At 68.9% G+C, this 22,568-nt stretch carries 16 protein-coding genes; 12 read left to right on the plus strand and 4 right to left on the minus strand.

What is annotated here, in order from left to right:
- The first annotated feature begins 124 nt into the window (after positions 1-124).
- Positions 125-601 carry an FKBP-type peptidyl-prolyl cis-trans isomerase gene (locus ACG01O_RS16580; protein ID WP_394386265.1) on the plus strand — a complete coding sequence of 159 codons (477 nt, stop codon included), beginning with the start codon at positions 125-127 and terminating at the stop codon, positions 599-601.
- Here ACG01O_RS16580 and panC read toward each other — a convergent pair.
- Both panC and panB read right to left on the minus strand, forming a co-directional pair.
- On the minus strand, positions 594-1,430 hold the full coding sequence (gene panC, locus ACG01O_RS16585) for a pantoate--beta-alanine ligase (protein WP_394386267.1): 837 nt from the start codon (positions 1,428-1,430) through the stop codon (positions 594-596). The two genes, ACG01O_RS16580 and panC, sit on opposite strands and share 8 nt — an antisense overlap.
- A 2-nt stretch (positions 1,431-1,432) precedes the next feature.
- The gene (panB, locus tag ACG01O_RS16590; protein ID WP_394386269.1) at positions 1,433-2,242 is read right to left on the minus strand and encodes a 3-methyl-2-oxobutanoate hydroxymethyltransferase; all 810 of its coding nucleotides are present in this window, start codon (positions 2,240-2,242) and stop codon (positions 1,433-1,435) included.
- A gap of 86 nt (positions 2,243-2,328) precedes the next feature.
- Between panB and ACG01O_RS16595 the strand changes: the two genes are divergently transcribed.
- The 8 genes from ACG01O_RS16595 to ACG01O_RS16630 all read left to right on the plus strand — a co-directional run bounded on the left by ACG01O_RS16595 (position 2,329) and on the right by ACG01O_RS16630 (position 14,379).
- On the plus strand, positions 2,329-3,249 hold the full coding sequence (locus ACG01O_RS16595) for a hydrogen peroxide-inducible genes activator (protein ID WP_394386271.1): 921 nt from the start codon (positions 2,329-2,331) through the stop codon (positions 3,247-3,249).
- A gap of 131 nt (positions 3,250-3,380) precedes the next feature.
- Entirely contained in the window at positions 3,381-5,618 is a 2,238-nt protein-coding gene (gene katG, locus ACG01O_RS16600; protein ID WP_394386273.1) for a catalase/peroxidase HPI, read from the plus strand.
- 194 nt (positions 5,619-5,812) lie between these two features.
- The gene (locus ACG01O_RS16605) at positions 5,813-6,313 is read left to right on the plus strand and encodes a Dps family protein (RefSeq protein ID WP_394386275.1); all 501 of its coding nucleotides are present in this window, start codon (positions 5,813-5,815) and stop codon (positions 6,311-6,313) included.
- A gap of 135 nt (positions 6,314-6,448) precedes the next feature.
- Positions 6,449-7,357 (plus strand): class I SAM-dependent methyltransferase, encoded by a 909-nt coding sequence (locus ACG01O_RS16610; protein ID WP_394386277.1) that lies wholly within the window; start codon positions 6,449-6,451, stop codon positions 7,355-7,357.
- A gap of 58 nt (positions 7,358-7,415) precedes the next feature.
- Positions 7,416-9,068 (plus strand): peptide chain release factor 3, encoded by a 1,653-nt coding sequence (locus ACG01O_RS16615; protein WP_394386280.1) that lies wholly within the window; start codon positions 7,416-7,418, stop codon positions 9,066-9,068.
- Positions 9,069-9,215: 147 nt separating this feature from the next.
- Positions 9,216-11,123 carry an Ig-like domain-containing protein gene (locus ACG01O_RS16620; protein WP_394386355.1) on the plus strand — a complete coding sequence of 636 codons (1,908 nt, stop codon included), beginning with the start codon at positions 9,216-9,218 and terminating at the stop codon, positions 11,121-11,123.
- 29 nt (positions 11,124-11,152) lie between these two features.
- Positions 11,153-13,132, plus strand: coding sequence for an Ig-like domain-containing protein (locus ACG01O_RS16625; protein WP_394386282.1), 1,980 nt, complete (start codon positions 11,153-11,155; stop codon positions 13,130-13,132).
- A gap of 506 nt (positions 13,133-13,638) precedes the next feature.
- Entirely contained in the window at positions 13,639-14,379 is a 741-nt protein-coding gene (locus tag ACG01O_RS16630) for a PEP-CTERM sorting domain-containing protein (protein WP_394386284.1), read from the plus strand.
- Between the two features lie 79 nt (positions 14,380-14,458).
- Here ACG01O_RS16630 and ACG01O_RS16635 read toward each other — a convergent pair whose 3' ends face one another.
- On the minus strand, positions 14,459-15,025 hold the full coding sequence (locus ACG01O_RS16635; RefSeq protein WP_394386286.1) for a DUF3617 domain-containing protein: 567 nt from the start codon (positions 15,023-15,025) through the stop codon (positions 14,459-14,461).
- 195 nt (positions 15,026-15,220) lie between these two features.
- On the opposite strand from ACG01O_RS16635, the gene ACG01O_RS16640 reads away from it, so the two are divergent.
- Together ACG01O_RS16640 and ACG01O_RS16645 are read left to right on the plus strand one after the other, a co-directional pair.
- Positions 15,221-16,351 carry a PQQ-dependent sugar dehydrogenase gene (locus tag ACG01O_RS16640; RefSeq protein ID WP_394386288.1) on the plus strand — a complete coding sequence of 377 codons (1,131 nt, stop codon included), beginning with the start codon at positions 15,221-15,223 and terminating at the stop codon, positions 16,349-16,351.
- Positions 16,352-16,477: 126 nt separating this feature from the next.
- Entirely contained in the window at positions 16,478-19,069 is a 2,592-nt protein-coding gene (locus tag ACG01O_RS16645; RefSeq protein WP_394386290.1) for a BACON domain-containing protein, read from the plus strand.
- 24 nt (positions 19,070-19,093) lie between these two features.
- Here the strand turns inward: ACG01O_RS16645 and ACG01O_RS16650 are convergent, their stop codons facing one another.
- A complete protein-coding gene (locus tag ACG01O_RS16650; RefSeq protein ID WP_394386292.1) occupies positions 19,094-20,023 on the minus strand; it encodes an MBL fold metallo-hydrolase in 930 nt (309 codons plus the stop codon).
- 277 nt (positions 20,024-20,300) lie between these two features.
- On the opposite strand from ACG01O_RS16650, the gene ACG01O_RS16655 reads away from it, so the two are divergent.
- Positions 20,301-22,493 (plus strand): TonB-dependent receptor, encoded by a 2,193-nt coding sequence (locus tag ACG01O_RS16655; RefSeq protein ID WP_394386294.1) that lies wholly within the window; start codon positions 20,301-20,303, stop codon positions 22,491-22,493.
- Positions 22,494-22,568 lie beyond the last annotated feature (75 nt).

Genomic DNA, 22,568 nt, shown 5'->3' on the forward strand with positions numbered 1-22,568 from the left:
TTTGCACTGTTTAACGCGAGCCTTCGCCGGGTGTTGACACCGCTTACAAGCGTTTACGTGCGATGGCTATAGTCCGCGCCGCCCGCGACCCGCGGAACCCTCTCCACCCACCTTGTTGTTCACCATGTCCCTGTTCGCTTCTCGCCGTTCCGCCCTTTTGCTGGCTGCCAGCGCCCTCGCCGCGACGCTCGGTGTCACCGCCTGCGGGGGTGGCGGCAGCAACTCGGGCACGCCGTCCACGGGTGACGGCTACGGCTGGAGCAGCGTGACGGCGCTGAAGGTGACCGACAACGTGCTGGGCACGGGCGCCACGGCCGCTGCGGGCAGCAAGGCCACGGTCACCTACAGCGGCTACCTGTACGACGTGCGCGTGGCCGACACGCGCGGCACCAAGTTCGACGCGGGCTCGTTCCAGTTCACGCTGGGCACGACGCCGCTGCAGGTCATCACGGGCTTCGACCAAGGCGTCACTGGCATGAAGGTGGGCGGCAAGCGCACCATCGTCATCCCCGCCAGCCTGGGCTACGGCGCCAGCGGCTACGGCACCATCCCGGGCGGTGCCGCCTTGGTGTTCGACGTCGAGCTGACCGCGGTCAACTGACCTCGAGGTTGTCGATCAGCCGTGTGGTGCCCAGCCGCGCGGCGGCCAGTGCCACCAGGGGCTGGCCCTCCACGGCCGCGCCCAGGTCGTGCTGGCGGCGCAGCGTGACGTAATCCGGCGCCCAACCCGCCTCACGCAAGGCCTGCATCGCGTCGGCTTCCATCGCGGCCAGGTCGCGCTCGCCGGCTTGCCAGCGGGCGATCAAGGCTTTGAGCGTGCGCGACAGGCGCAGCGCTTCCACCTTCTCCGCCTCGCTCAGGTAGCCGTTGCGCGAGGACAGCGCCAAGCCCTCCGCGCTGCGGCGCGTTTCGCCGCCGTGGATGGCGATGGGCAGCGCCATCTGCGCCGTCATGCGGCGCAGCACCATCAGCTGCTGGTAGTCCTTCTTGCCGAACACCGCCAGCGTGGGCTGCACGATGTTGAAGAGCTTGTGCACCACGGTGCACACGCCCGTGAAGAAGCCGGGGCGGAAGTGCCCTTCCAGGATGTCGGCCAGCTCGGTGGGCGGCTGCACCTTGTAGCCCTGGGGCTCGGGGTAGAGCTCTTTCTCGCTGGGCGCGAACACCACATCACAGCCAGCCGCGGCCAGCAGTTCGCAGTCGCGTTCCAGCGTGCGGGGGTAGGTGTCGAAGTCTTCATGCGGCGCGAACTGCAGCCGGTTCACGAAGATGCTGGCCACCACGGCGCCTTGCGGGCCGACCAGTTCACGGGCCTGCTTCACCAGGGCCAGGTGGCCGTCGTGCAGGTTGCCCATGGTGGGCACGAAGCCGCGCGCGGCGTGGGGGGCGAGCGCCTCGCGCAGCGCTGCGATGGTGTGAATCACCTGCATGGTCAGAACCCGTGAATCTCGTTGATGGGGAAGGTCTTGGCCTTCACCTCGTCCACATAGGCTTTCACGCCGCCGAGGATGGAACCCTGCCCGGCCATGAAGTTCTTGACGAAGCGGGGCTTCTTGCCGCGGGTGATGTCCAGCGCGTCGTGCAGCACCAGCACCTGGCCCGAGGTGCCCACGCCCGCGCCGATGCCGATGACGGGCACGGGCGACGCGGCGGTGATCTCGGCAGCCAGCGCGGCGGGCACCATTTCATACAGCAGCATGGCCGCACCGGCCTCCACCAGCTCTTGCGACTCGCGCTTGATGCGGGCCGCACTTTCCTCGTCGCGCCCCTGCACCTTGAAGCCGCCCAGCGCCGTCACGGTCTGCGGCGTGAAGCCCAGGTGCGCGCACACCGGAATGCCGCGCTCGCTGATGAAGCGCACGGTCTCGGCCGTCCAGCCGCCGCCTTCGAGCTTCACCATGTGCGCGCCGGCCTTCACCAGGGCGGCCGCGCTTTTCCAGGCTTCTTCCTTGCTGACGTGGTAGCTGTCGAACGGCAGGTCGGCCACGACGAAGGCGTACTTCACCCCGCGGCGCACGCAGGTGGTGTGGTACAGCATGTCGTCCAGGTTCACCGGGGCGGTGGAGCCGCGGCCCTGCAGCACATTGCCCAGGGAATCGCCAATCAGCAGCATGTCCACGCCCGCTTCGTCCAGCAGCCCGGCGAAGGCGGCGTCGTAGCAGGTCAGCATGGCGATCTTTTCGCCGCTGGCGTGCATCTGCGCGAGGCGCGGCAGGGTCATCGGCTTTCGGTCAGCGGTCATAGGCACCTCGGTGTAAACCCTTGTCACCCTGGAAGGGCGGCGGCAGTGTAGCGTTCGACCCCTGCCCCTTGAGCTTGCCGCCTGCCATGACCCTGACCGAGTTGCGCTACATCGTTGCCGTGGCCCGCGAGCGCCACTTCGGCCGCGCGGCCGAGGCCTGCTTCGTCTCCCAGCCCACCCTGTCGGTGGCCATCAAGAAGCTGGAGGAGGAGCTGGACGTCAAGATCTTCGAGCGCGGCGGCAACGAGGTGAGCGTGACGCCGCTGGGCGAAGACATCGTGCGGCAGGCGCAGTCGGTGCTGGACCAGGCCGGCGCCATCCGCGAAATCGCCAAGCGCGGCAAAGACCCGCTGGCCGGCGCGCTGCGCCTGGGCATCATCTACACCATCGGCCCCTACCTGCTGCCCGAACTGGTGAAGCACACCATCGCGCAGTACCCGCAGATGCCGCTGATGCTGCAGGAGAACTTCACGGTGAAGCTGCTGGAGATGCTGCGCACCGGCGAGCTGGACTGCGCCATCATGGCCGAGCCCTTCCCCGACACCGGGCTGGCCACCGCCGCGCTGTACGACGAGCCCTTCGTGGTGGCCGTGCCGGCCTCGCACCCGCTGGCCGCGCGCGAAACCATCAGCGCCGAAGAGCTCAAGCGCGAAACCATGCTGCTGCTGGGCAACGGCCACTGCTTCCGCGACCACGTGCTGGAGGTGTGCCCGGAGTTCGCCCGCTTCTCCAGCAACGCCGAAGGCATTCGCCGCAGCTTCGAGGGCTCGTCGCTGGAAACCATCAAGCACATGGTGGCCTCGGGCATGGGCGTGACGGTGGTGCCGGCGCTCTCGGTGCCGCGCGACGCCTCGCCCCACCTGGCCTTCGTGCCCTTCAGCGCCCCGATTCCCACCCGCCGCGTGGTGCTGGCCTGGCGGCGCAGCTTCACCCGCTACGAGGCGATTGCGGCGCTGCGCAACGCGATCTACGCCTGCCAGCTGGACGGCGTGACCCGGCTGAGCTGAACCGACCGGGCCGTCCCGGCCCGGGGGCGCTGGAGCCGCCCACAATTTTGGCTATCGTTAGATTGAATCTATTCAACCAACAAAGTCGATAGTTTTCAATAAGCTTCTGCCATCTCACCGCAGGAGCTGACATGACCCAAGCCACCAACCCGGCCACCAACCCGGCCACCAACCCGGCTGCCACCCCGGCCGCCGCCCAGTGCCCCTTCCACCACGGCGCTAACGCCAGCCGCGCCGCCACGGCCAACCAGCGCTGGTGGCCCAACCAGCTGAACCTGGCGGTGCTGCACCAGCGCGCCCCGGCCGCCAACCCCATGGGCGAGGCCTTCGACTACGCCGCCGCCTTCCAGAGCCTGGACCTGCACGCCGTCATCGCTGACCTGAAGGCCCTGATGACCGACTCGCAGCCCTGGTGGCCGGCCGACTACGGTCACTACGGCCCCTTCTTCATTCGCATGGCCTGGCACGCCGCCGGCACCTACCGCGTGCAAGACGGCCGAGGTGGTGGCGGCACCGGCAACCAGCGCTTCGCCCCGCTGAACAGCTGGCCCGACAACGGCAACCTCGACAAGGCCCGCCGCCTGCTGTGGCCCATCAAGCAGAAGTACGGCGAGAAGCTGTCCTGGGCCGACCTCTTCATCCTGACCGGCAACGTCGCGCTGGAATCCATGGGCTTCAAGACCTTCGGCTTCGGCGGCGGGCGGGAAGACATCTACGAACCCGAGATCGACATCGACTGGGGCCCCGAGGCCACCTGGCTGGGCGACGAGCGCTACCACGGTGACCGCGAGCTGGCGAACCCGCTGGCCGCCGTGCAGATGGGCCTGATCTACGTGAACCCGGAAGGCCCCAACGGCAACCCCGACCCGCTGCTGTCGGCCCGCGACATCCGCGAGACCTTCGCCCGCATGGCCATGGACGACGAAGAAACCGTGGCCCTCATTGCCGGCGGCCACACCTTCGGCAAGGCGCACGGCGCGGGCGACGCCAGCCACATGGGCAAGGAGCCCGAGGGCGCCGACCTGCTGGACCAGGGCCTGGGCTGGAAGAGCAGCTACGCCTCCGGCATGGCCGGGCACACCATCACCAGCGGCCTGGAAGGCGCCTGGAAGCCCAACCCCACCACGTGGGACAACGGCTACTTCGACACCCTCTTCAAGTACGACTGGACGCTGACGAAGAGCCCGGCCGGAGCCCACCAGTGGGTGCCGACCGGCGGCGCCGGGGCCGACACGGTGGTGGACGCGCACGACCCCAGGAAGTTCCACGCGCCCATGATGAGCACCGCCGACCTGGCCCTGCGCTTCGACCCGGCCTACGAAAAAATCTCGCGCCGCTTCCATGCCGACCCGGCCGCTTTTGCCGACGCCTTCGCCCGCGCCTGGTTCAAGCTGACCCACCGCGACATGGGCCCGGTCACGCGCTACCTGGGGCCGCTGGTGCCGAAGGAACCGCTGCTGTGGCAAGACCCCATCCCGGCCGTGAACCACCCGCTGATCAACGCGGCCGACATCGCCACGCTGAAGGCGCAGGTGCTGGCCTCGGGCCTGACGACCGCGCAGCTGGTGAGCACCGCCTGGGCCTCGACCAGCACCTTCCGCGGCAGCGACAAGCGCGGCGGCGCCAACGGCGCACGCATCCGCCTGGCACCGCAGAAGGACTGGGCCGTGAACCAGCCCGAGCCACTCGCCGCGGTGCTGGCCACGCTGGAAGCCATTCAGCAGCAGTTCAACGCGACCGCCACCGGCGGCCGGCAGGTGTCGCTGGCCGACCTGATCGTGCTGGCCGGCAATGCGGCGGTCGAAGCCGCGGCGAAGGCAGCCGGCGTGCCGGTGACGGTGCCCTTCCGCCCCGGCCGCATGGATGCCACGCAGGACCAAACCGACGTGGCCTCCTTCGCCCCGCTGGAGCCCCGTGCGGACGGCTTCCGCAACCACCTGGCCCCGGGCCTGCCCGCAGCCGCCGCGGCCGAGTTGCTGGTGGACAAGGCCCAGCTGCTCACGCTCTCGGCCCCGCAGATGGCGGTGCTGGTGGCCGGCCTGCGCGTGCTGGGCGCCAACACCGGCGGCAGCCCGCACGGCGTGTTCACCCACCGCCCGGGCGTGCTGAGCCACGACTTCTTCGTGAACCTGCTGGACATGGGCACGAAGTGGCAGCAGGCGGGCGACGTGATCGAAGGCGTGGACCGCGCCACCGGTGCCCGCCGGTGGACCGCCACGGTGGCCGATCTGGTGTTCGGCTCCAACGCCCAGCTGCGCGCCATTGCCGAGGTGTACGGCGGCCGAGACGCCCAGCCCAAGTTCGTTCACGACTTCGTGGCCGCCTGGACGCACGTGATGGAACTGGACCGCTTCGACCTGCACGCCTGAAGGAGACCCTGACATGCAACACGCAGCACGCACCGCCCAACGCGGCCTGGGCTGGCTGGTTTTTGCCAGCGGCAACCTCGCCGGCATCGCCCTGCTGGTGCACGGCCTGAACGGCTGACGGGTTCACACCCGCACCCACCCCAGGGGCGAGCCGCTTCCGGTAGGCTCGCCCCGTCGTTTTCACAGGAGCACCCATGGCCAAGAAACGCACCGCCGCCGCGCCGGCAATCCACATCGGCATCAGCGACAAGGACCGCGCCACCGTCGCGGCCGGCCTGTCTCAGCTGCTGGCCGAGACCTACACGCTGTACCTGACCACCCACAACTTCCACTGGAACGTGACGGGCCCGATGTTCAACAGCCTGCACGCGATGTTCATGGCCCAGTACACCGAGCTGTGGAACGCGGTGGACCCGATCGCCGAGCGCATCCGCTCCCTGGGCCACGCCGCGCCGGGCAGCTACGCGCAGTTCGCCAAGCTCAGCAGCCTGCCCGACGCCCCCGCCACCCCGCCCAAGGCGCTGGAGATGGTGCGCATCCTGAAAGAAGGCCACGAGGCCGTGGCCCGCACCGCACGCCAGCTGTTCCCGGCCGTGGACAAAGCCAGCGACGAGCCCAGCGCCGACCTGCTGACCCAGCGCATCACGGTGCACGAGCAGACGGCTTGGATGTTGCGCAGCCTGCTGGAAGAGTGAGCTTCGGCCCGCGCGGCGGGCCAGCGATAGGGCCGGCGATACAGGTGGAATGACGGTGAATCCCGGCGCATTGGGCGCGATCCCTTGCGCTGGGGCCGCCCACAATCGGCGAACTTCCGTTTTCTCGGGCTGCGCATGTCCATTCCGCCTTTCATCGAACGCCTCATGGCCGGCCTGCAGCCGGGCAGCAGCGTGCCCGAGGTGCTGAAGGCCGCGATAGCGCCCGACGCGCACATCCTGGAAATCGGGCCTGGCGCCAGCCCGGCCTTCCGTCGCCGCGACTACCCCAACCTCAAGGTGTCCGACTACTGCGACACCGCCACCCTGCAGCGGCAGATGCGCGAGGTGTACCGGCTGCCGGACGGCCCGTTCGATCTGTTCGACGACATCGACTACGTCTGCGCCGACGGCCGCCTGGCCGACTGCGTGCCCGCAGAACAACGCTTCGACCTGATCTACAGCTGCCACAACATCGAGCACCAGCCCGATCTGCTGATGCACCTGCGCAGCGTAGAAACGCTGCTCAAGCCCGGCGGAACGGCGGTGATGGTGGTGCCGCTGAAGACGCAAACCTTCGACCTCTTCCGCCAGCTCACCACCACCAGCGACGTGCTGATGCGCCACCACTGGCCGCACGCTGCGCCTGCCGCAAAACTGGCGTTCGACACCGACAGCCACTCGGCGTCGCCGCCGGCCGGCGCACCGCACCGATTCGGCCCGCAAGACCCGCTGAGCGTGGGCGACCTGCACGCCGCGTTCGAGCACCTGCAGCGGTCCATGACCGGGCAGGCGCGCGACCTCAGCTACCTGCACTACCACGTGTTCACGCCCGAGTCGCTGCAGATCCTGCTGCTGGAGCTGTACCTGCTGCGGCAATGCAGCCTGATTCCGGCGATGTGCACCGGCGAGGTGGGCAACAGCTTCGTGATCGCGTTGCAGCCCATGCCCTGGCCCGCCGACCCGACCCACGCCGCCGCGTGGACGGCGCACCTGGAATCCATTCGGCTGCAGCGCTACCGCGACGGCGCCTTCCGCCCCCACTGAGGCCGCACCTGCCTGGGCGGTGCCGGGGATAATTGCGGGTTAGCCCGAGAGCCACCGCATGTCAGAACCCATCGCCAGCCGCATCGAGACGGAAGTTCGCCGCCGCCGCACCTTCGCCATCATCAGCCACCCCGACGCCGGCAAGACCACGCTGACGGAAAAGCTGCTGCTGTTCTCGGGCGCCATCCAGATCGCCGGCTCCGTGAAGGCCCGCAAGGCCACGCGCCACGCCACCTCCGACTGGATGGAAATTGAAAAGCAGCGCGGCATCTCGGTGGCGTCGTCCGTCATGCAGATGGAATACCGCGACTGCGTGATCAACCTGCTGGACACGCCGGGCCACCAGGACTTCTCGGAAGACACCTACCGCGTGCTGACCGCCGTGGACGCGGCGCTGATGGTGATCGACGCGGCCAACGGCGTGGAGCCGCAAACCCGCCGCCTGCTGCAGGTTTGCCGCGCGCGCAACACGCCCATCCTGACCTTCGTCAACAAGATGGACCGCGAGGTGAAAGACCCGCTCGCGCTGATGGACGAGATCGAGCAGGAACTGGGCATGACCGTCGTGCCCTTCACCTGGCCGGTGGGCATGGGCAAACAGTTCCACGGCGTGATGGACCTGCGCCAGGAGCGCATGCGCGTGTTCGCCCCCGGCGAGGACCGCGTGGCCGGCACCGAGGAAGTGCTGGAAGGGCTGGACAACCCGATCTACGCCGAACGCTTCGGCATGCAGTACGACAACGCGCAGGGCGAGATCGAACTCGTCAAGGAAGCCGCGCCCGCCTTTGAGCACGACGCCTTCCTGAGCGGCAAGCAAACGCCCATGTTCTTCGGCTCCGCCGTGAACAACTTCGGCGTGCAGGAAGTGCTGGACGCGCTGGTGGAACTGGCGCCCCCGCCCGACGTGCGCGAATCCATGCAGCGCACCGTCAAGCCCGAAGAGCCCAAGTTCACCGGTGTGGTGTTCAAGATCCAGGCCAACATGGACCCGGCCCACCGCGACCGCATCGCCTTCGTGCGCGTGGCCTCGGGCCGCTTCGAGCGCGGCATGAACCTGAAGGTGGTGCGCTCGGGCAAGGGCCTGCGGCCCAACACGGTGGTGACCTTCATGAGCCAGAAGCGCGAGCTGCTGGACGAAGCCTTTGCCGGCGACATCATCGGCATTCCCAACCACGGCGTGCTGCAGCTGGGCGACACCATCACCGAAGGCGAAGCCCTGCAGTACACCGGCCTGCCCTTCTTCGCGCCGGAAATGTTCCGCAGCGTGGAAGTGGCCGACCCGCTCAAGACCAAGCAGCTGCGCGAGGGCCTGCGCCAGCTGGGCGAGGAAGGCGCGATCCAGGTCTTCCGCCCCGAGGCCGGCAGCGTGCTGCTGCTGGGCGCTGTGGGCCAGCTGCAGTTTGAAGTGGTGGCCCACCGCCTGGAGCACGAGTACGGCGTGAAGGCCCGCATCACCGCGGCCCGCTACAACGTCGCCCGCTGGGTGACCTGCGACGACGCCGAAGGCCAGCCCGGCAGCGGCGAGAAGGAGCTGCGCCGCTTCATCGACCACAACGCCCACCGCGTGGCCTGGGACGCCGTGAACGCGCCCACCGTGCTGCTGGAGTACGCCGGCGAACTGCGCGCCATGCAAGAGAACTGGCCCCGCATCAAGTTCCACGCGCTGCGCGAGCACGCAGGCCTGGTCTTCCAGCAGCGGATGGAAGGCTGAGGCCTCCAACCTCCGTCGCCGCCCTGAACCTTCGATACAGTCCGCCCGCCACCCAAGCGGGGCGTTAGGTCCAGGTTCAGGGAGAGCCACGTGCAGTTTCATTCGTCAACGCCCGCGGGCGTGCCCCGTGCCGCCACAGTGGCCGCGATGTGCCTGGCGGCGTTCGTGACCGCCTGCGGTGGTGGCGGCAGCAGCGCCCCGGCGCCCGCGCCGCCGCCGGCGCCCACCGTGCAAGCTGTGGACGACCCCTTCACGCTGCCGGCCGGAACGCCGTCCGACCTGGCGGTGCTGGTGAATGATTCGGTCACGGGCGGCACCGCGACGGTCAGCGTTGCCACGAACCCGGCGCACGGCCAGGTGACGGTGCAGGGCACCACGCTGCGCTACGCGCCGGATGCTGGCTTCTATGGCACCGACCAGTTCAGCTACCGCGTGGACGTGGGTGCGGCGAGCAGCACCGCCACCGTCAAGCTGACCGTCGAGGCCGAGCTGACCTTGAGCGGCAGCCTCAAGCCGGCGCCGACGACGCCGACCGACGTCATCGCCCAGGTCGGCGACCGTCAGTTCAAGGCCAGCGTCGATGCCGGCGGCCGCTATCTCGTCCAGATCAAGAGCGCACGCGCCGACAGCCTCGTCACGCTGACCAGCCAGGGCACGGCCGCCGAGGCTCGCTTGGCCATGGCCAGTGCCGTGAGCGACTTCGGCACCCTGTTCGCACGGAACAGCCCGCGCCTGGACGACACACAATGGCCCAGCCTGCGGCTCGACGTCTTGACCACCGCCCGCTACGGCCTGCTGCTGCAGACCGGCATGCCCACCAACGGCACGGGTCTGCGCGCGGCCCTGCGCAGGCAGGATCCGGACGACCTGTTCAACCTCGTCATGCAGTTGCGGCACCTCTTCGAGGAAAACGGCGCCCTGCCGGCGGGCATGGGCACGACGCTGGATTACCTGCGCAGCGCAACAGCCCTGGCCGGCACGCCTTACCTTTGGCAGGCTGGTTCCAAGGTCTATCTCTCCCCCACCGCCGATGCCTTTGCTGCCGCCGAGGCACCGACCGTGGCGTCCACCGGGCGGCGACTGATCATTGCGCAGCGTCTTTTCAGCTTGGCGCCCGATGGCCAGGCCACCGTGCAGGCCTACGACTCGGCCACGGTCTATCCAGGCCGATGGACCCGGGACGGCGACACCCTGCGCGTGAAGCTGGATGGCCCGCGCCCGCCGGCGGGCTCCGTCATCTGGTACCCGGAGTACCGGCTGCGGAGCGTCCGCGGCACGGACGACCAGCCCAGCGCGCAGTTGATGCTGGACGCGGACGTTGACCCCAACTGCGCGCGCATGTCCCCCGCCTGCGTGGGCTACACGTTGGGCTGGAGGCCGTACACGAGTTTCGATCTCGAGCGCGACCGGCTGCCGCTGCGGGCTGAGGACTTTGCTGCCTCGCAACGTTGGGCCGGCTTGATCGCAGAGGCTGACGCGAGCACGGCCCTGTGCTTGTGCCGCGCGCGCGAAGTGAGCTTCGGCGCGGCGCTGGAGCTGCCCGGCTTCACAGGGCAACTTGTTGAGGGCCAATTGCTGCTGCGGGCGGGCAACCTGACCCATCGCTACACCCGCTTGCGCCAGGATGCCGACGGGCTCGAGCTCTGGCTGGTGGAGCTGGAACAGAACGGCACGCGCGTGAAGGCGAAGCTCATACCGGTTGTGAAGGCGGCCGACGTGACGCTGAACGCGACCTCGGCCACCCGGCGCTGGTTCGCGCCTAACCTGCCCCAGCAGCACGATCCTCTGCATTGGTCAGGGAACGAATCATGGTGGCAGGCCGATGGCAAAGTCATCTCGATCGACCACTACAACGGCAAGCCCTATGCCACCTCCACCTGGACGCTGTCGGGCGACGGCCGCGAGGTCACAAGGCTTACAGAAGATGGCTTCATCTATCGCTACCGACTGGTCGCTGCGCCATCCGGCAGCTACCTGGCGCTGGTATCGCCCAGTACCTATAGCGACGGGACGACGTATCTGGTCCGCCTGCGTGACCTCGGGCCGATCAACTGAGGCAGCACAGATTCCAACGAATGAAACCCATGAAGACGGATCATCGACAGGGGCTCGCCTCGCTCGCCCTCGCATTGGTGGCGGGTTGCGGCGGCGGATCCGGCGGGTCTGCACCGCCCCCTGCGCCACCGGCGCCGACGGTGACGGCGCTGGACGACCAGTACACCGTGCCGGCAGGCGCCGCCGCCGTACTGGCCGTGAGCGGCAATGACACCGTGACGGGCGGCACCGCCACCCTCAGCGTGGCCACGGCGCCGGCGCACGGCAAGGTCGTCGTGCAGGGCAGCAGCCTGCAATACACGCCCGACGTCGGCTTCTTCGGCGACGATCAGTTCACCTACCGGGCCGATGTGGGCGCCGCCAACAGCACCGCCACCGTCAAGGTGAACGTCGAGGCCGAGATCGAGCTCAGCGGCACCGTGCCGGGCATCAACTCGCTGACCGAAGTCACCGCCCAGGTGGGTGACGCCACCGTCAAGGTCAACGCGGACGACGCCGGGGCCTACAAGCTCTCGGTCAAGACGGGCAAACCGGGCGCCTTGATCACGCTGACCGCCAAGGAATCCGGCGTGCGCGCCGCGTACACGCGCACCAGCCTCGTGGGCGATGCGGGCAGCCTCTACGCCCAAGCTGGCACACGCATCAACGCCACGCAGTGGCCGGCCCTTGTGCTCGACGCGCTGAGCACCGCCCGCCACGGCCTGCTCAAGCAACGCGGCCTGCAGCCCGCGACCACGAGCGAGCTGAAGGCCGCTGCCGCCGCACAGGACCCCAACGACCTGCTGGACATCACGACGCTGCTGCGGCATGCGTACGAGGACAGTGCGACCTTGCCCTCGGGCGCGACCACAGCCACCGAGCTGGCAGCCAGCCCCGCCGCCCTGGCGGCCTTCAACCAGCAGTGGGTCGGCGGCTCCGTCACCTACCCCGCCCTCGTCGAGAAGACGCTGGCCCAGGTCGCCGCGGCTGCGGCGCCCACGGTCGCCGCGACCGGCAGCAGGCTGGCCGCCCTGTACGAGGGCAGCAGCAACGTCGTGATGCCCACGGGCTCGGTATTCGACCTGCGCGCCGACGGCAGTGCCACCGGCATCGTCTGGACCTTCTCCACCAACACGGCCATCAACGCCAGCTGGGCCACGGCGGGCAATACGCTCACCATCACCTTGGCCAGCCCCGTGCTGATGGACGGCCAGTACCGGGTGTACGCGCAGCAGTACAAGCAGGTGCGCGGTATCGATGGCCAAGCCAGCCGCCAGCTGATGACCCGCTGGCTGGCCGACTGCCCGGCCACCACCGCCTTCTGCCCCGTTGCGGGCTACACGGTTTGGGCGCCGGTCGTCAGCTACGACGTGGAGCGCGACCGACAGCCGCTGCGCCTGGAAGACTTCGCAGTCGGCACGACCTGGGCCGGCATCGACCTGGCGTCGAGCGCCGGCGTGGCGCAGTGCATGTGCAGCCTGCAGGCGGTGGTCACCGACGGCACGCCCAACCTGCCCGGCTACAAGGGCCAGCTCACCGACGGCCGCTGGGTGCTGTCCGGCACCGAGACCACCTTCCGCTACACCCGGCTGGGCAACGGCCCCGAGCCGGGCATGGAGTACTGGCTGACCGAATATCTGGAGAGCGGTACGCCCACGCGCGCCAACCTGCGCCTGGTGGCCAAGGGCGGCCCCGTGCCGACCTTCACCACCGCCGGGGCGGCACGCCGGTGGGTCACCAGCTACCAGACGGGCATCGGCAGCGCCGACCCCGCCGGGGCGCGCTACAACAGCTACCCGCAGATCCTGCACGCCGACGGCCGCATCACCTACGACTTCGGCAGTGGCGAGGTGGACCGCGGGGACCGCTGGTTCCTCTCCAGTGACAAGCGCAGCGTGATGCAGCTCACGGCGGGCAACCCCGTGGCCTATGTGATGTACGCCCCGGTGCGCGCCGTCACCGGCGGCTACCTGGCCATGAGCAGCAGCGGCGGCCTGGTGCGCATGCGCGACTTCGGCCCCGCGGACTGAGATTCAACTGATTTTCCGGGCCCGTGCCGGGGGCTGACCACGCAGATGGGAGCAACCGGCGTCAAGGCCACGAAGATGGCACCGCCCTGCCTGCTGGTGCAGCGACGGCCACCGACCTCGCCTCCAGCAGCGCCGCGCTCGCCAGGCTAGAGACAAACTGGGTCGGGGGCGAGGCATCCAGGACGCCTCCGTCCAGACGTCACTCGCCCACCGTGCTGCTGGAGTACGCCGGCGCACTGCGCGCCGTGCCGGAGCACGGGCCCCGCATCAAGTTCCACGCGCTGCGCGAGCACGCGGGCCTGGTCTTCCAGCAGCGGATGGAAGGCTGACGCCCCACCGCTGCCGTCAGAGTGCGCCCGCCCCCCGGTGTTGCCGGGGGCCACAGGGCAGGCATTCCGTCACGAACGGTTCGTGGGACACCCTCGGGTGTGGGGCCTTTGGGGCTCGGTCCTGCTTTGGCGCGCACCTAGCATGCGCCTCGCTTCCACTCCATCCCCAACAAAACAATGCAAACGACCCTCGGCCGCCTCGGCCTCGCAATGTCTCTGTCGGTGGGCCTGCTGGCCTCCGCCTCGGCCCACGAAGTGCTGGTCAACGGCAACTTCGAAACCGGCAACTTCTCGGGCTGGACGGCGTCGTCTACCCAAACCTCTCCCTTCCAGGCCTCATTCGGCGACGGCCGCAACGCCGCCATCGCCAACTCCACCAGCGGCCAACCTGCCTGGTATGTGCGCAACCAGGCTGCCAACTACTTCGGCACGCCCGCGACGCCCATCGCCGGCTACAGCGCCTTCAACGGCTTTGACGGCAGCGGCGGCAACTTCACGTTGTCGCAGGGCTTCTCGCTGACGGGCAACCTCAGCAGCGCCCTGCTGGGTTTCACGTTCGGCACGCAAGCCACTTACAGCGGCACCAACCGCACGTTCAGCGTGGACGTGATGAACGCCGCTGGCAGTGCGGCCCTGGCCAACCTGTATGCCTTCGTGCTGCCCCAAAGCTCCACCACCTGGACGCTGCACGACATCAGCCTGGACGTCGCCGCCAAGCTCAACGCACTGGGCGCCGGCAACTACCGCCTGCAGTTCACGGAAGTCATTCCCGGCAACTACACCGGCCCCGCCCAGTTCGCCATCGACAACATCTCGCTGAACGTCAACAACGCCGTGCCGGAGCCGTCCAGCATCGCGCTGGTGGGTGCCGCAGGCCTGGCCCTGCTGGCCCTGCGCCGCAACCGCCGCGCCCGCTGACCCTCCGCGCATGAGCGCCAACCGGCCCCAGGCCGGTTTTTTTTCGCCTCGCCGGCTGCGGGGCAGCGGCGGAGCGCGCTCAGCAGCGCTCGCCCACCCAGCGGCCGTTGGACAGCAGGCGCTGCTCCACCTCCAGCCCGCCGCCGATGGCCTGGCCGTTGCGGCCGTCCACCGCGTTGCCGCGCCCGTTCAGTTCCAGCGTGTAGCGCGTGGGGCCGTAGGTGGCCGAGAACGTGCCCTGCGTGCGCCCACCGCCGCTGGTGCGGCAGGCGTAGCGGCCCGCGGCTTGGCCGGCGTCGAGTTGGCTGGGCGTGACCTCACAGGTCCACGGCCCGGTGTGGCCCAGGGACGACTCCAGGTAGCGGGCCAGGTCGATGCGCGACTGCGCCGGGGCGAGGCAACTTTGCTGCTCGCCCGACTGCACCCGGTCCAGCTCGGCCCGCTGGGCCTCGCTCAAGCGATCGCGCACGCGGGCCTTCAGCGCCTGCAGGCTGGCCCGCATGGACTGGCCGTTGATCCAGATCTCGGTGTCGGTCGCCCACAGGCCGGGCTTGACCTCAATGACCGGCGCCGCCCCCACGTGAGCGAACGCGAACAGGCTGGCGAGGGCAACCACCGGACGAAACCGCAAGGCACAACGGGACATGGCGCAACAGGGGAGTGAAAAGGGGCCCCGATTGCAGCAGGTTCCCCCGCCCAAAGCAGCCCTGGGTTGCAACTGGTTTCGCATCGGCGCGCAGGCGCGGATTCAGGGCCGCTGCGATGATCTCGCGCTTGGCGCGTCACACGCCCCCCCATTCCCTGCCGCCACTCCCCGCTGCTTCACCCACCCGCTTCACCCATGCCCAAGCACCTCCGCTCCCCATTGGCCACGCAAGCCGCTCGCGTCGCCGTGGCTGCCGTCGCGGCCCTGACCACCGCTGCGGCCCAGGCCGCCCCCGAACTGGAAACCGTCGTCGACGGACTCAAAACGCCGTGGGCCGTGGCTTTTCTGCCCGGCGGCGAACTGCTGATCACCGAGCGTGACGGCACGCTGCGAACGGCCAAACCGGGCGGCAAGCCCAGCGCGCCGATTGCCGGCGTGCCCGCTGTCGTGGCCGAGGGCCAGGGCGGGCTGCTGGATGTGCAGCTGGACAGCGACTTCGCCCGCAACCGCACGATCTACTTCTGCTTTGCCGAGCCCAGCGCCGACAAGAAGACCAACAGCACCGCGCTGGCCAGCGCCAAGCTGAGCGCCGACACCAAGCGGCTGACTGACGTGAAGGTGATCTTCAGCCAGGTTCCGAAGATGGACAGCAAGCACCACTTTGGCTGCCGCATCGCCGAGGCGCCGGACGGCAAGCTCTTCCTGAGCCTGGGCGAGCGCTACAAGGGCATGCAGCAGGCGCAGACGCTGGACAACCACCTGGGCAAGGTCGTGCGCGTGAACAAGGACGGCAGCGTGCCGAGCGACAACCCGTTCGTGAGCACGCCCGGCGCCCTGCCCGAGATCTGGAGCTACGGCCACCGCAACTCGCAGGGCTTGATCGTGGACGCGCAAGGGCGCCTGTGGGAGCACGAACACGGCCCGCAGGGCGGCGACGAGCTCAACCTCATCAGCCCGAAGCTGAACTACGGCTGGCCCGTCATCACCTACGGCGAGAACTACGGTGGCGGCAAGATCGGCGACGGCATCGCCGCCAAGGCGGGCATGGAGCAGCCGGTAGTGAAGTGGGTGCCGTCCATCGCCCCGGCCGGGCTGGCGCGCCTGAAGAGCGACAAGTACGGCGCGGCCTGGCAGGGCAGCTTCTTCATCGGCTCACTGAAGTTCGGCCACCTGGAGCGCGTGAAGCTGGACGCCAGCAACCGCCCGGTGGAGCAAGAGCGCCTGTTCCCCGACGCCGGCCGCATGCGCGATGTGCGCGAAGGGCCGGACGGCCTGCTGTACCTGGTGCTGGAAGCGCACGGCAAGGTGGTGCGCGTGAAGCCCTGAAGCTGACCGCCAGCCGTCTGGCCCCTTGAAACGGGGGCACGGCGCCAGCAGCGCCCATCCACCACCGGCCCCGCGCCCCGATAGCATCCGCGGTTTTTTCAAAACCAGATGAAGCGGGAGAAGCGGATGCGTTCCATCTTGGCCATGCTGGGCGCCCTGGCGCTGACGGCACTGCTGAGCGGCTGTGGCGGCGGGGGCGGTGGCTCCACCGGAGGGGGCGGGTCGGGCGGCGGCGCGGCCAGCGCGCTGACGTTTTCGCCCACCACCGCCACGGCCAACGTGGCCGCGGGCGCGTCGGCCACGCTCACACTGCGCGCCACGGCCACCGACCCGTCCCAGTTCACGGGCGCGATCTACGCCTTCATCGTGGACCCACAGCAGGTGCTGACGCCCGCCGTGTCGCTCACCGCGGTCAACGCCAACACGCAGTCAGTCACCCTGCACACCTCGCCGTCCCTGAGCCAGGGGCGCTACCAGGGCACCTTCCAGGTTCAGCTGTGCAAGGACTCGGGCTGCGCCGTGCAGATTCCGGGCTCGCCCGTGCCGCTGCCGTATGACATCAACGTCACGCCCGGCCCGCTGAGCGCCAGCCCCGCCACGACCACCACCAGCACGGTGCACCGTGGCGGCCAGCTCAACACCACGGTGTCCATCAACGTGAAGGGCGGCGGCGCCACCTGGACGGCCACCACCACCACGCCGTGGCTCAAGATCACCAGCGGCAGCGGCACGGGCAACGGCAGCTTCAGCGTGGGCTACACCACACCGGCGCTGGCGCAAGGCAGCTACACCGGCAGCGTGCTGGTCACATCCAGCGACGGCCAGACCGCCTCGGTGCCTTTCAGCCTGGCGGTGTTGCCAGCCGCTTTCACGCTCACCTCGGGCGTGCCCAGCTTTGCAGCCGTGAACGGCGCACCCATTGCGGCGCAACCGCTGGGATTTGCCATCGACAACGACGTGCCCACGCCCTGGACGGCCGCCGTCTCGCAGCCCTGGCTTGTGGCTACGCCGTTGAGCGGCACCACGCCGTCCACCCTGACGCTGCAGCCCAACCCCAGCGTGGGCGCCCTGGCCAGCGGCCGCTACAGCGCCAACGTGGTGCTGTCGTCGGCCGGCTTGGCGGACAAAACCGTCACCACCAACCTCACGCTCACAGCGCCTTTGCTGTCGGCGCCCGCGACTGCGCTGACGCTGGGTGGCGCCAAGGGCCGCGACATGGTGAGCGGCCAGTCCACCACCCTCACGCTCAACACGGGCACCAACAGCTGGCCGTTTGCGCTGTCGAGCCTGCCGGCCTGGCTGCGCAGCCCCACGGCCATCGGCACGGTGAGCGGCAGCGGAGCCACGGTCACGCTGGCCCCGGTGATCGGTGCCGTCACGCCCGGCTCGGTGTCCACCACGGTCAACGTGACCGCCACCGTGAATGGCGACCGCGCCACCTGGCCCCTGACCGTCAACCTCAACGCCGACCAGCGCCGCCTGCTGCCCTCGCAATGGGGCGTGGGGCTCACGGCATCGACGGCGGGCAACGTGCTGAGCCGCACGCTCACCGTGACCGACAACTACGGCGCAGCCCTGGCCTGGACGGCGACCTCCGACCAACGCTGGCTGGCGGTGACGCCCAACGGCACCACGGCGGCCACCGGTGCGCCCAGCAGCCTCACGCTGAGTGCCGACGCCGCCTCCCTGCCTGCCAACACCATGAGCTACGCCACCGTGACGATTGCCACCGGCACCGCCGGCGTGGCGTCCGCCACGGTGCGGGTGGGGCTGTGGAAGGGCAGCAGCGTGAGCGCCATCCAGAAGCTGCCGCTGAACTACAGCCACCTGGTCGGCGACCCGATCCGGCCCTACGTCTACCTGCACAACGGCGGCTCGACCCTGGACGTGTACCACCTGCACACCGCGCAAAAGGTTGCCACCCTCAGCGGCATGGGGGCGGCGCTTGGCGCCATGACCGTGTCGGCCGATGGCAACTGGCTGTACGCGCTGGACACGGCGAACAAGTCGATGTCGGTGATCCAGCTCAGCAACAACAGCAAGGTGGCCAGCTGGCCACTCACCTACCCCGTCACCAGTTTCAGCACGGTGCTGGCCATTCGGCCCAACGGCGTGGACGTGGTGCTTGTGGGCGACGGCACGGCCTATGCCAACGGCCGCAGCGTGGGCGGCAACACCGGCATCTCGGGCCTGATGGCCGCTAGCGCCGACGGCACGCGCGTGTTCACGCAGGGCGTGGGCGGCGCGCCGTCCACCACCTACGCCTTCGAGGTGGACTACACCGACATGTCGGGTGGCGCGTTCATGGTCACCCGGCGCGCCACCGGCTCCACCAACGTGTACGACCGCGACGTGGCGGTGAGCCCGGACGGCAGCCGCCTCTACCTGGGTGACGGCCCGCCGTACGAGTGCACCTCGGTGGACCCGACCACGATGCGCTACATCGGCGGCCTGCCGGGCAACCAGAACCTGTACGTGAACAACATCAAGGTCGCCAGCGACGGCCGGGTGGTGTGCCTGGGCACCAACTACACGGACGACAAGAACTACGTGGAAATCCACGCCGTGGACGGCACGCTGCTCAAGACCCTGACCTTCAGCTCCACGAACTACAGCAACGGCGCCAAGAACGGTCGCATGGCGCTGTCGCCCGACGGCCTGATGGCCGTGGTGCAAACCGGCGATCCGGCCACGGTGTTCATTCCCATCGGGCCCTGAACGGGCCGTGGGCCCGGCGACCGGTCAGCGGTTGGTGGAGTAGTTCACCGGCAGCCAGTCGTAGCCCTTGCCGTCCACCCGCAGGCGGCCGATGCCGGGGAAGGACACGTGGGTCACGGCCACGTAGTAGCCGTCCTTCGCCGCCGCGGCGTAGGCGGCTTCGCGGGCGGGGCGGGCGACATTGGGGTCGCTGTCGAACTGCACGGTCACCGCCGGGTCCGGGAACTGCACCGCGGCCACGTGCATCAGGTCGCCCCAGAACATCATCTTCTGGCCCTGGCTTTCGGCCACGAAGTTGCTGTGGCCCGGGGTGTGACCGTAGGCCGGGAAGGCCTTGACGCCGGGCACGATCTCCACGCCGTCCTTGCGGCCCTCGAAGGGCTTGAAGCGGCCGGCGTCGGCAAAGCCCTTGACCAGCGCGGCGATGGCCTTGGCGTTGTCACCGCCCTTGGCGAGTTGCTCGGCGCTGAGCCAGAAGTCGCTGTCGCGCTGGTCGATGCGCAGCGTGGCGTTGGGGAAGGCCGCGCTGGAGGCGCCGCCAATGTGGTCGCCGTGCATGTGGGTGATGACGATCTCGTCCACCTGCTCGGGCTTGTAGCCCGAGGCCTGCAGGTTGGCCAGCACGCGGCCGGCCGTGGGGCCGAAGAGGCCGGCAGTGCCGGTATCCACCAGCACGACTTTGCTGCCGGTGTTGACGAGGTAGGCGTTCACCGAGGTTTCCAGCGGCACGCCGAGGTAGGCGTGCTGCAACGCACGCAGCGTGTTGGCGGCCGGCTGCTGCAGGAGCTTGTCGACGGGCAGGTTGATGGTGCCGTCCGACAGCGCGGTGATCTCGAAGCCGCCCAGTTGCAGGCGGTACCAGCCGGGCGCCTGGCCCTTGAGCTGCGGGCCGGCGGCCCAGGCGGGTGCGGCGCAGGCGGCAGCCAGGGTCAGGGCGATCAAGGAAGGGCGCATCGAGGTCTCCTGAAGGGGTGAAGTGCCGGCCCAATCGGGGCCGCGGCGCAGGATAGCCCTGCCGCCTTGGCCTTGCACGAGCCAGGGCGCTGTCTGAAAAGCAGACGACGCGTGACGGCCGCATCGCATGGAATCCAGACAGCCCGGGGCTGCGCCCACGCGAAAACGCGGGTTTGCTCGCAAGGGTTTGTCTGTAACTTGCCCCGAGTTGGCGCGGGCATGGCTTTTGCGCTGAAGGGCGCTGGCACCCCAAATACATCCAACCAGGAGACAAGCCATGCCCCGACGCCAACCGGCGCCTTCGCGCCTGCACTTTGCCGTTCTCGCCCTGCTGAGCGCCGCGGCGCTGCCCGCCGCCGCGCAAACCGCGCCGGCCGCCGAGCCCACGGTGGCCACGCTGGAAACCGTGAAGGTCACGGCCCGCAAGCGGGAGGAGTCGCTGCAGGACGTGCCGGTGGCCGTGACGGCGCTGACCGCCGAGCAGCTGGACAAGCTGGCCATCAAGGACCTGGGCGACCTGCAAGGCCAGGTGCCCAACCTGACCATCTACGCCGCCCGCGGCAGCAACACCACCATCACCACCTTCATCCGCGGCGTGGGTCAGGCCGACCCGTTGTGGGGTGTGGACCCGGGCGTGGGCATCTACTTTGACGACGTCTACATCGCCCGCCCGCAGGGCGCGCTGCTGGACGTGTACGACGTGCAGCGCGTGGAAGTGCTGCGCGGCCCGCAGGGCACGCTGTACGGCAAGAACACGATTGGCGGCGCGGTGAAGTACGTCTCCAAGCCGCTGCCCACGCAGACCGAAGGCCAGGTGACGCTGGCGGTGGGCAACTACGGCCAGGTCACGGCCAAGGGCGGCGTGGGCACGGCGGTGGCGGATGGCCAGCTGCGCTTTCGCATCGCCGGCGCCAGCCTGAACCGCGACGGCTACGGCAAGAACCTGACGGACGGCAGCGCGGTGAGCGACCAGAACACCACCAGCGGCCGCGTCTCCATGGGCTGGTTCCCCACGGGCTCCAGCTTCAACGCCCAGGTGTCGGTGGACCGCACGCAAGACGCCTCGCACATGCGCGGCTTCCAGCGCCTGAACGTGAGCCCGTTCGACCCCGCCAAGACCCCCGCCACCACCGGCCGTTACGACATTGCCAGCGGCATGCCCAACGCCAACAAGACGAGCAGCGAAGGCGAATCGCTGACGCTGAACTGGGGCGTCAGCAGCGACTGGAGCCTGAAGTACATCCTGGCCCACCGGGCTTCGGACACCAACACCGCCATCGACTTCGACGGCCTGCCCAACAAGATCGCCGACGTGCGCGCCGAGTACCACGACAGCTCGACCAGCCACGAGCTGCAGGCCGCCTACGAGGGCACGAACAGCTCCGGCGTGATCGGCGCCTACTACTTCGACGGCCGCGCCGGCGGCACCGTGCGCAACAACTTCTTCAACCTGAGCTTCGGCACCACCAACGGGCAGGTCTACACCGAAGGCAAGGCGCTGTTCGGCGACTGGAGCTGGCGCCTGACGCCGCAGTTCAGCGTCAGCACCGGCCTGCGCTACACCGACGAAACCAAGCGCGCCGTGGTGTTGAACCAGGCCTACTCGAACGACCAGTTCAGCGGCACGCCGATTGCCGTGCCGGCCAACTTCGACAAGAGCCGCTCGGTCACCAACACCTCGCCGCGCCTGTCCCTGGAATACAAGGCCAGCAAGGAGGTGAAGCTCTACACCACCGCCTCGCGCGGCTTCAAGAGCGGCGGCTACAACATCCGCGCCAACACGGTGTCGTTCCCGTCGTCCAGCAAGCCCTTCGAGGACGAAAAGCTCGACTCGCTGGAACTGGGCGCCAAGATGATTCTGGACGGCGGCCGGCTGGAGCTGAACACCGCCGTGTTCCACAACAAGTACAAGAACGTGCAGCTGTCGGTGTTCACGAGCTACACCACGGCCACCGGCCAGCCCGGCTTCTTCGGCGACTTCACCAACGCTGGCAAGGCCACGGTGAACGGCGCCGAGGTGGAGTTCCTGTGGACGCCCACGCCGGCCTGGCGCATCAGCGGCAACCTCGCCACGCTGGACGCCAAGTACGACGAGTACATCGACCGCAACGTCAACGTGGCCGACCAGAAGAAGTTCACCAACACGCCCAAGTTCCAGGCCAGCCTGAACCTGGAGCACAACACCAAGCTGTCGGTGGGCACGCTGCGCTCGCGCCTGGGCCTCACGCACCGCAGCAAGGTCTACCCCACGACCGACCTGTCGGAGGCCCTCGCGCAAGACGGCTACACGCTGGTGAACGCCGGCGTGATTTGGGAGAAGGACGCCAAGCTGAGCTTCTTCCTGCAAGGCAGCAACCTCACCAACAAGGCCTACAAGACGGACGGCTACAACATCGCCGCGCTCGGCGTGCTGGACGCCTTCTACGGCCCGCCACGCACGTTCACGGTGGGCGGCACCTTGAAGTTCTGACGTGACCGCTGCGGCGTTCCAGGGCGACCCGGCGGGACGCCCTTTTCCTCTTCAGGACCGGCTCGGTGCGCGGTA

The organism is Pelomonas baiyunensis (assembly GCF_043555935.1).
GTDB lineage: Bacteria > Pseudomonadota > Gammaproteobacteria > Burkholderiales > Burkholderiaceae_C > Pelomonas > Pelomonas baiyunensis.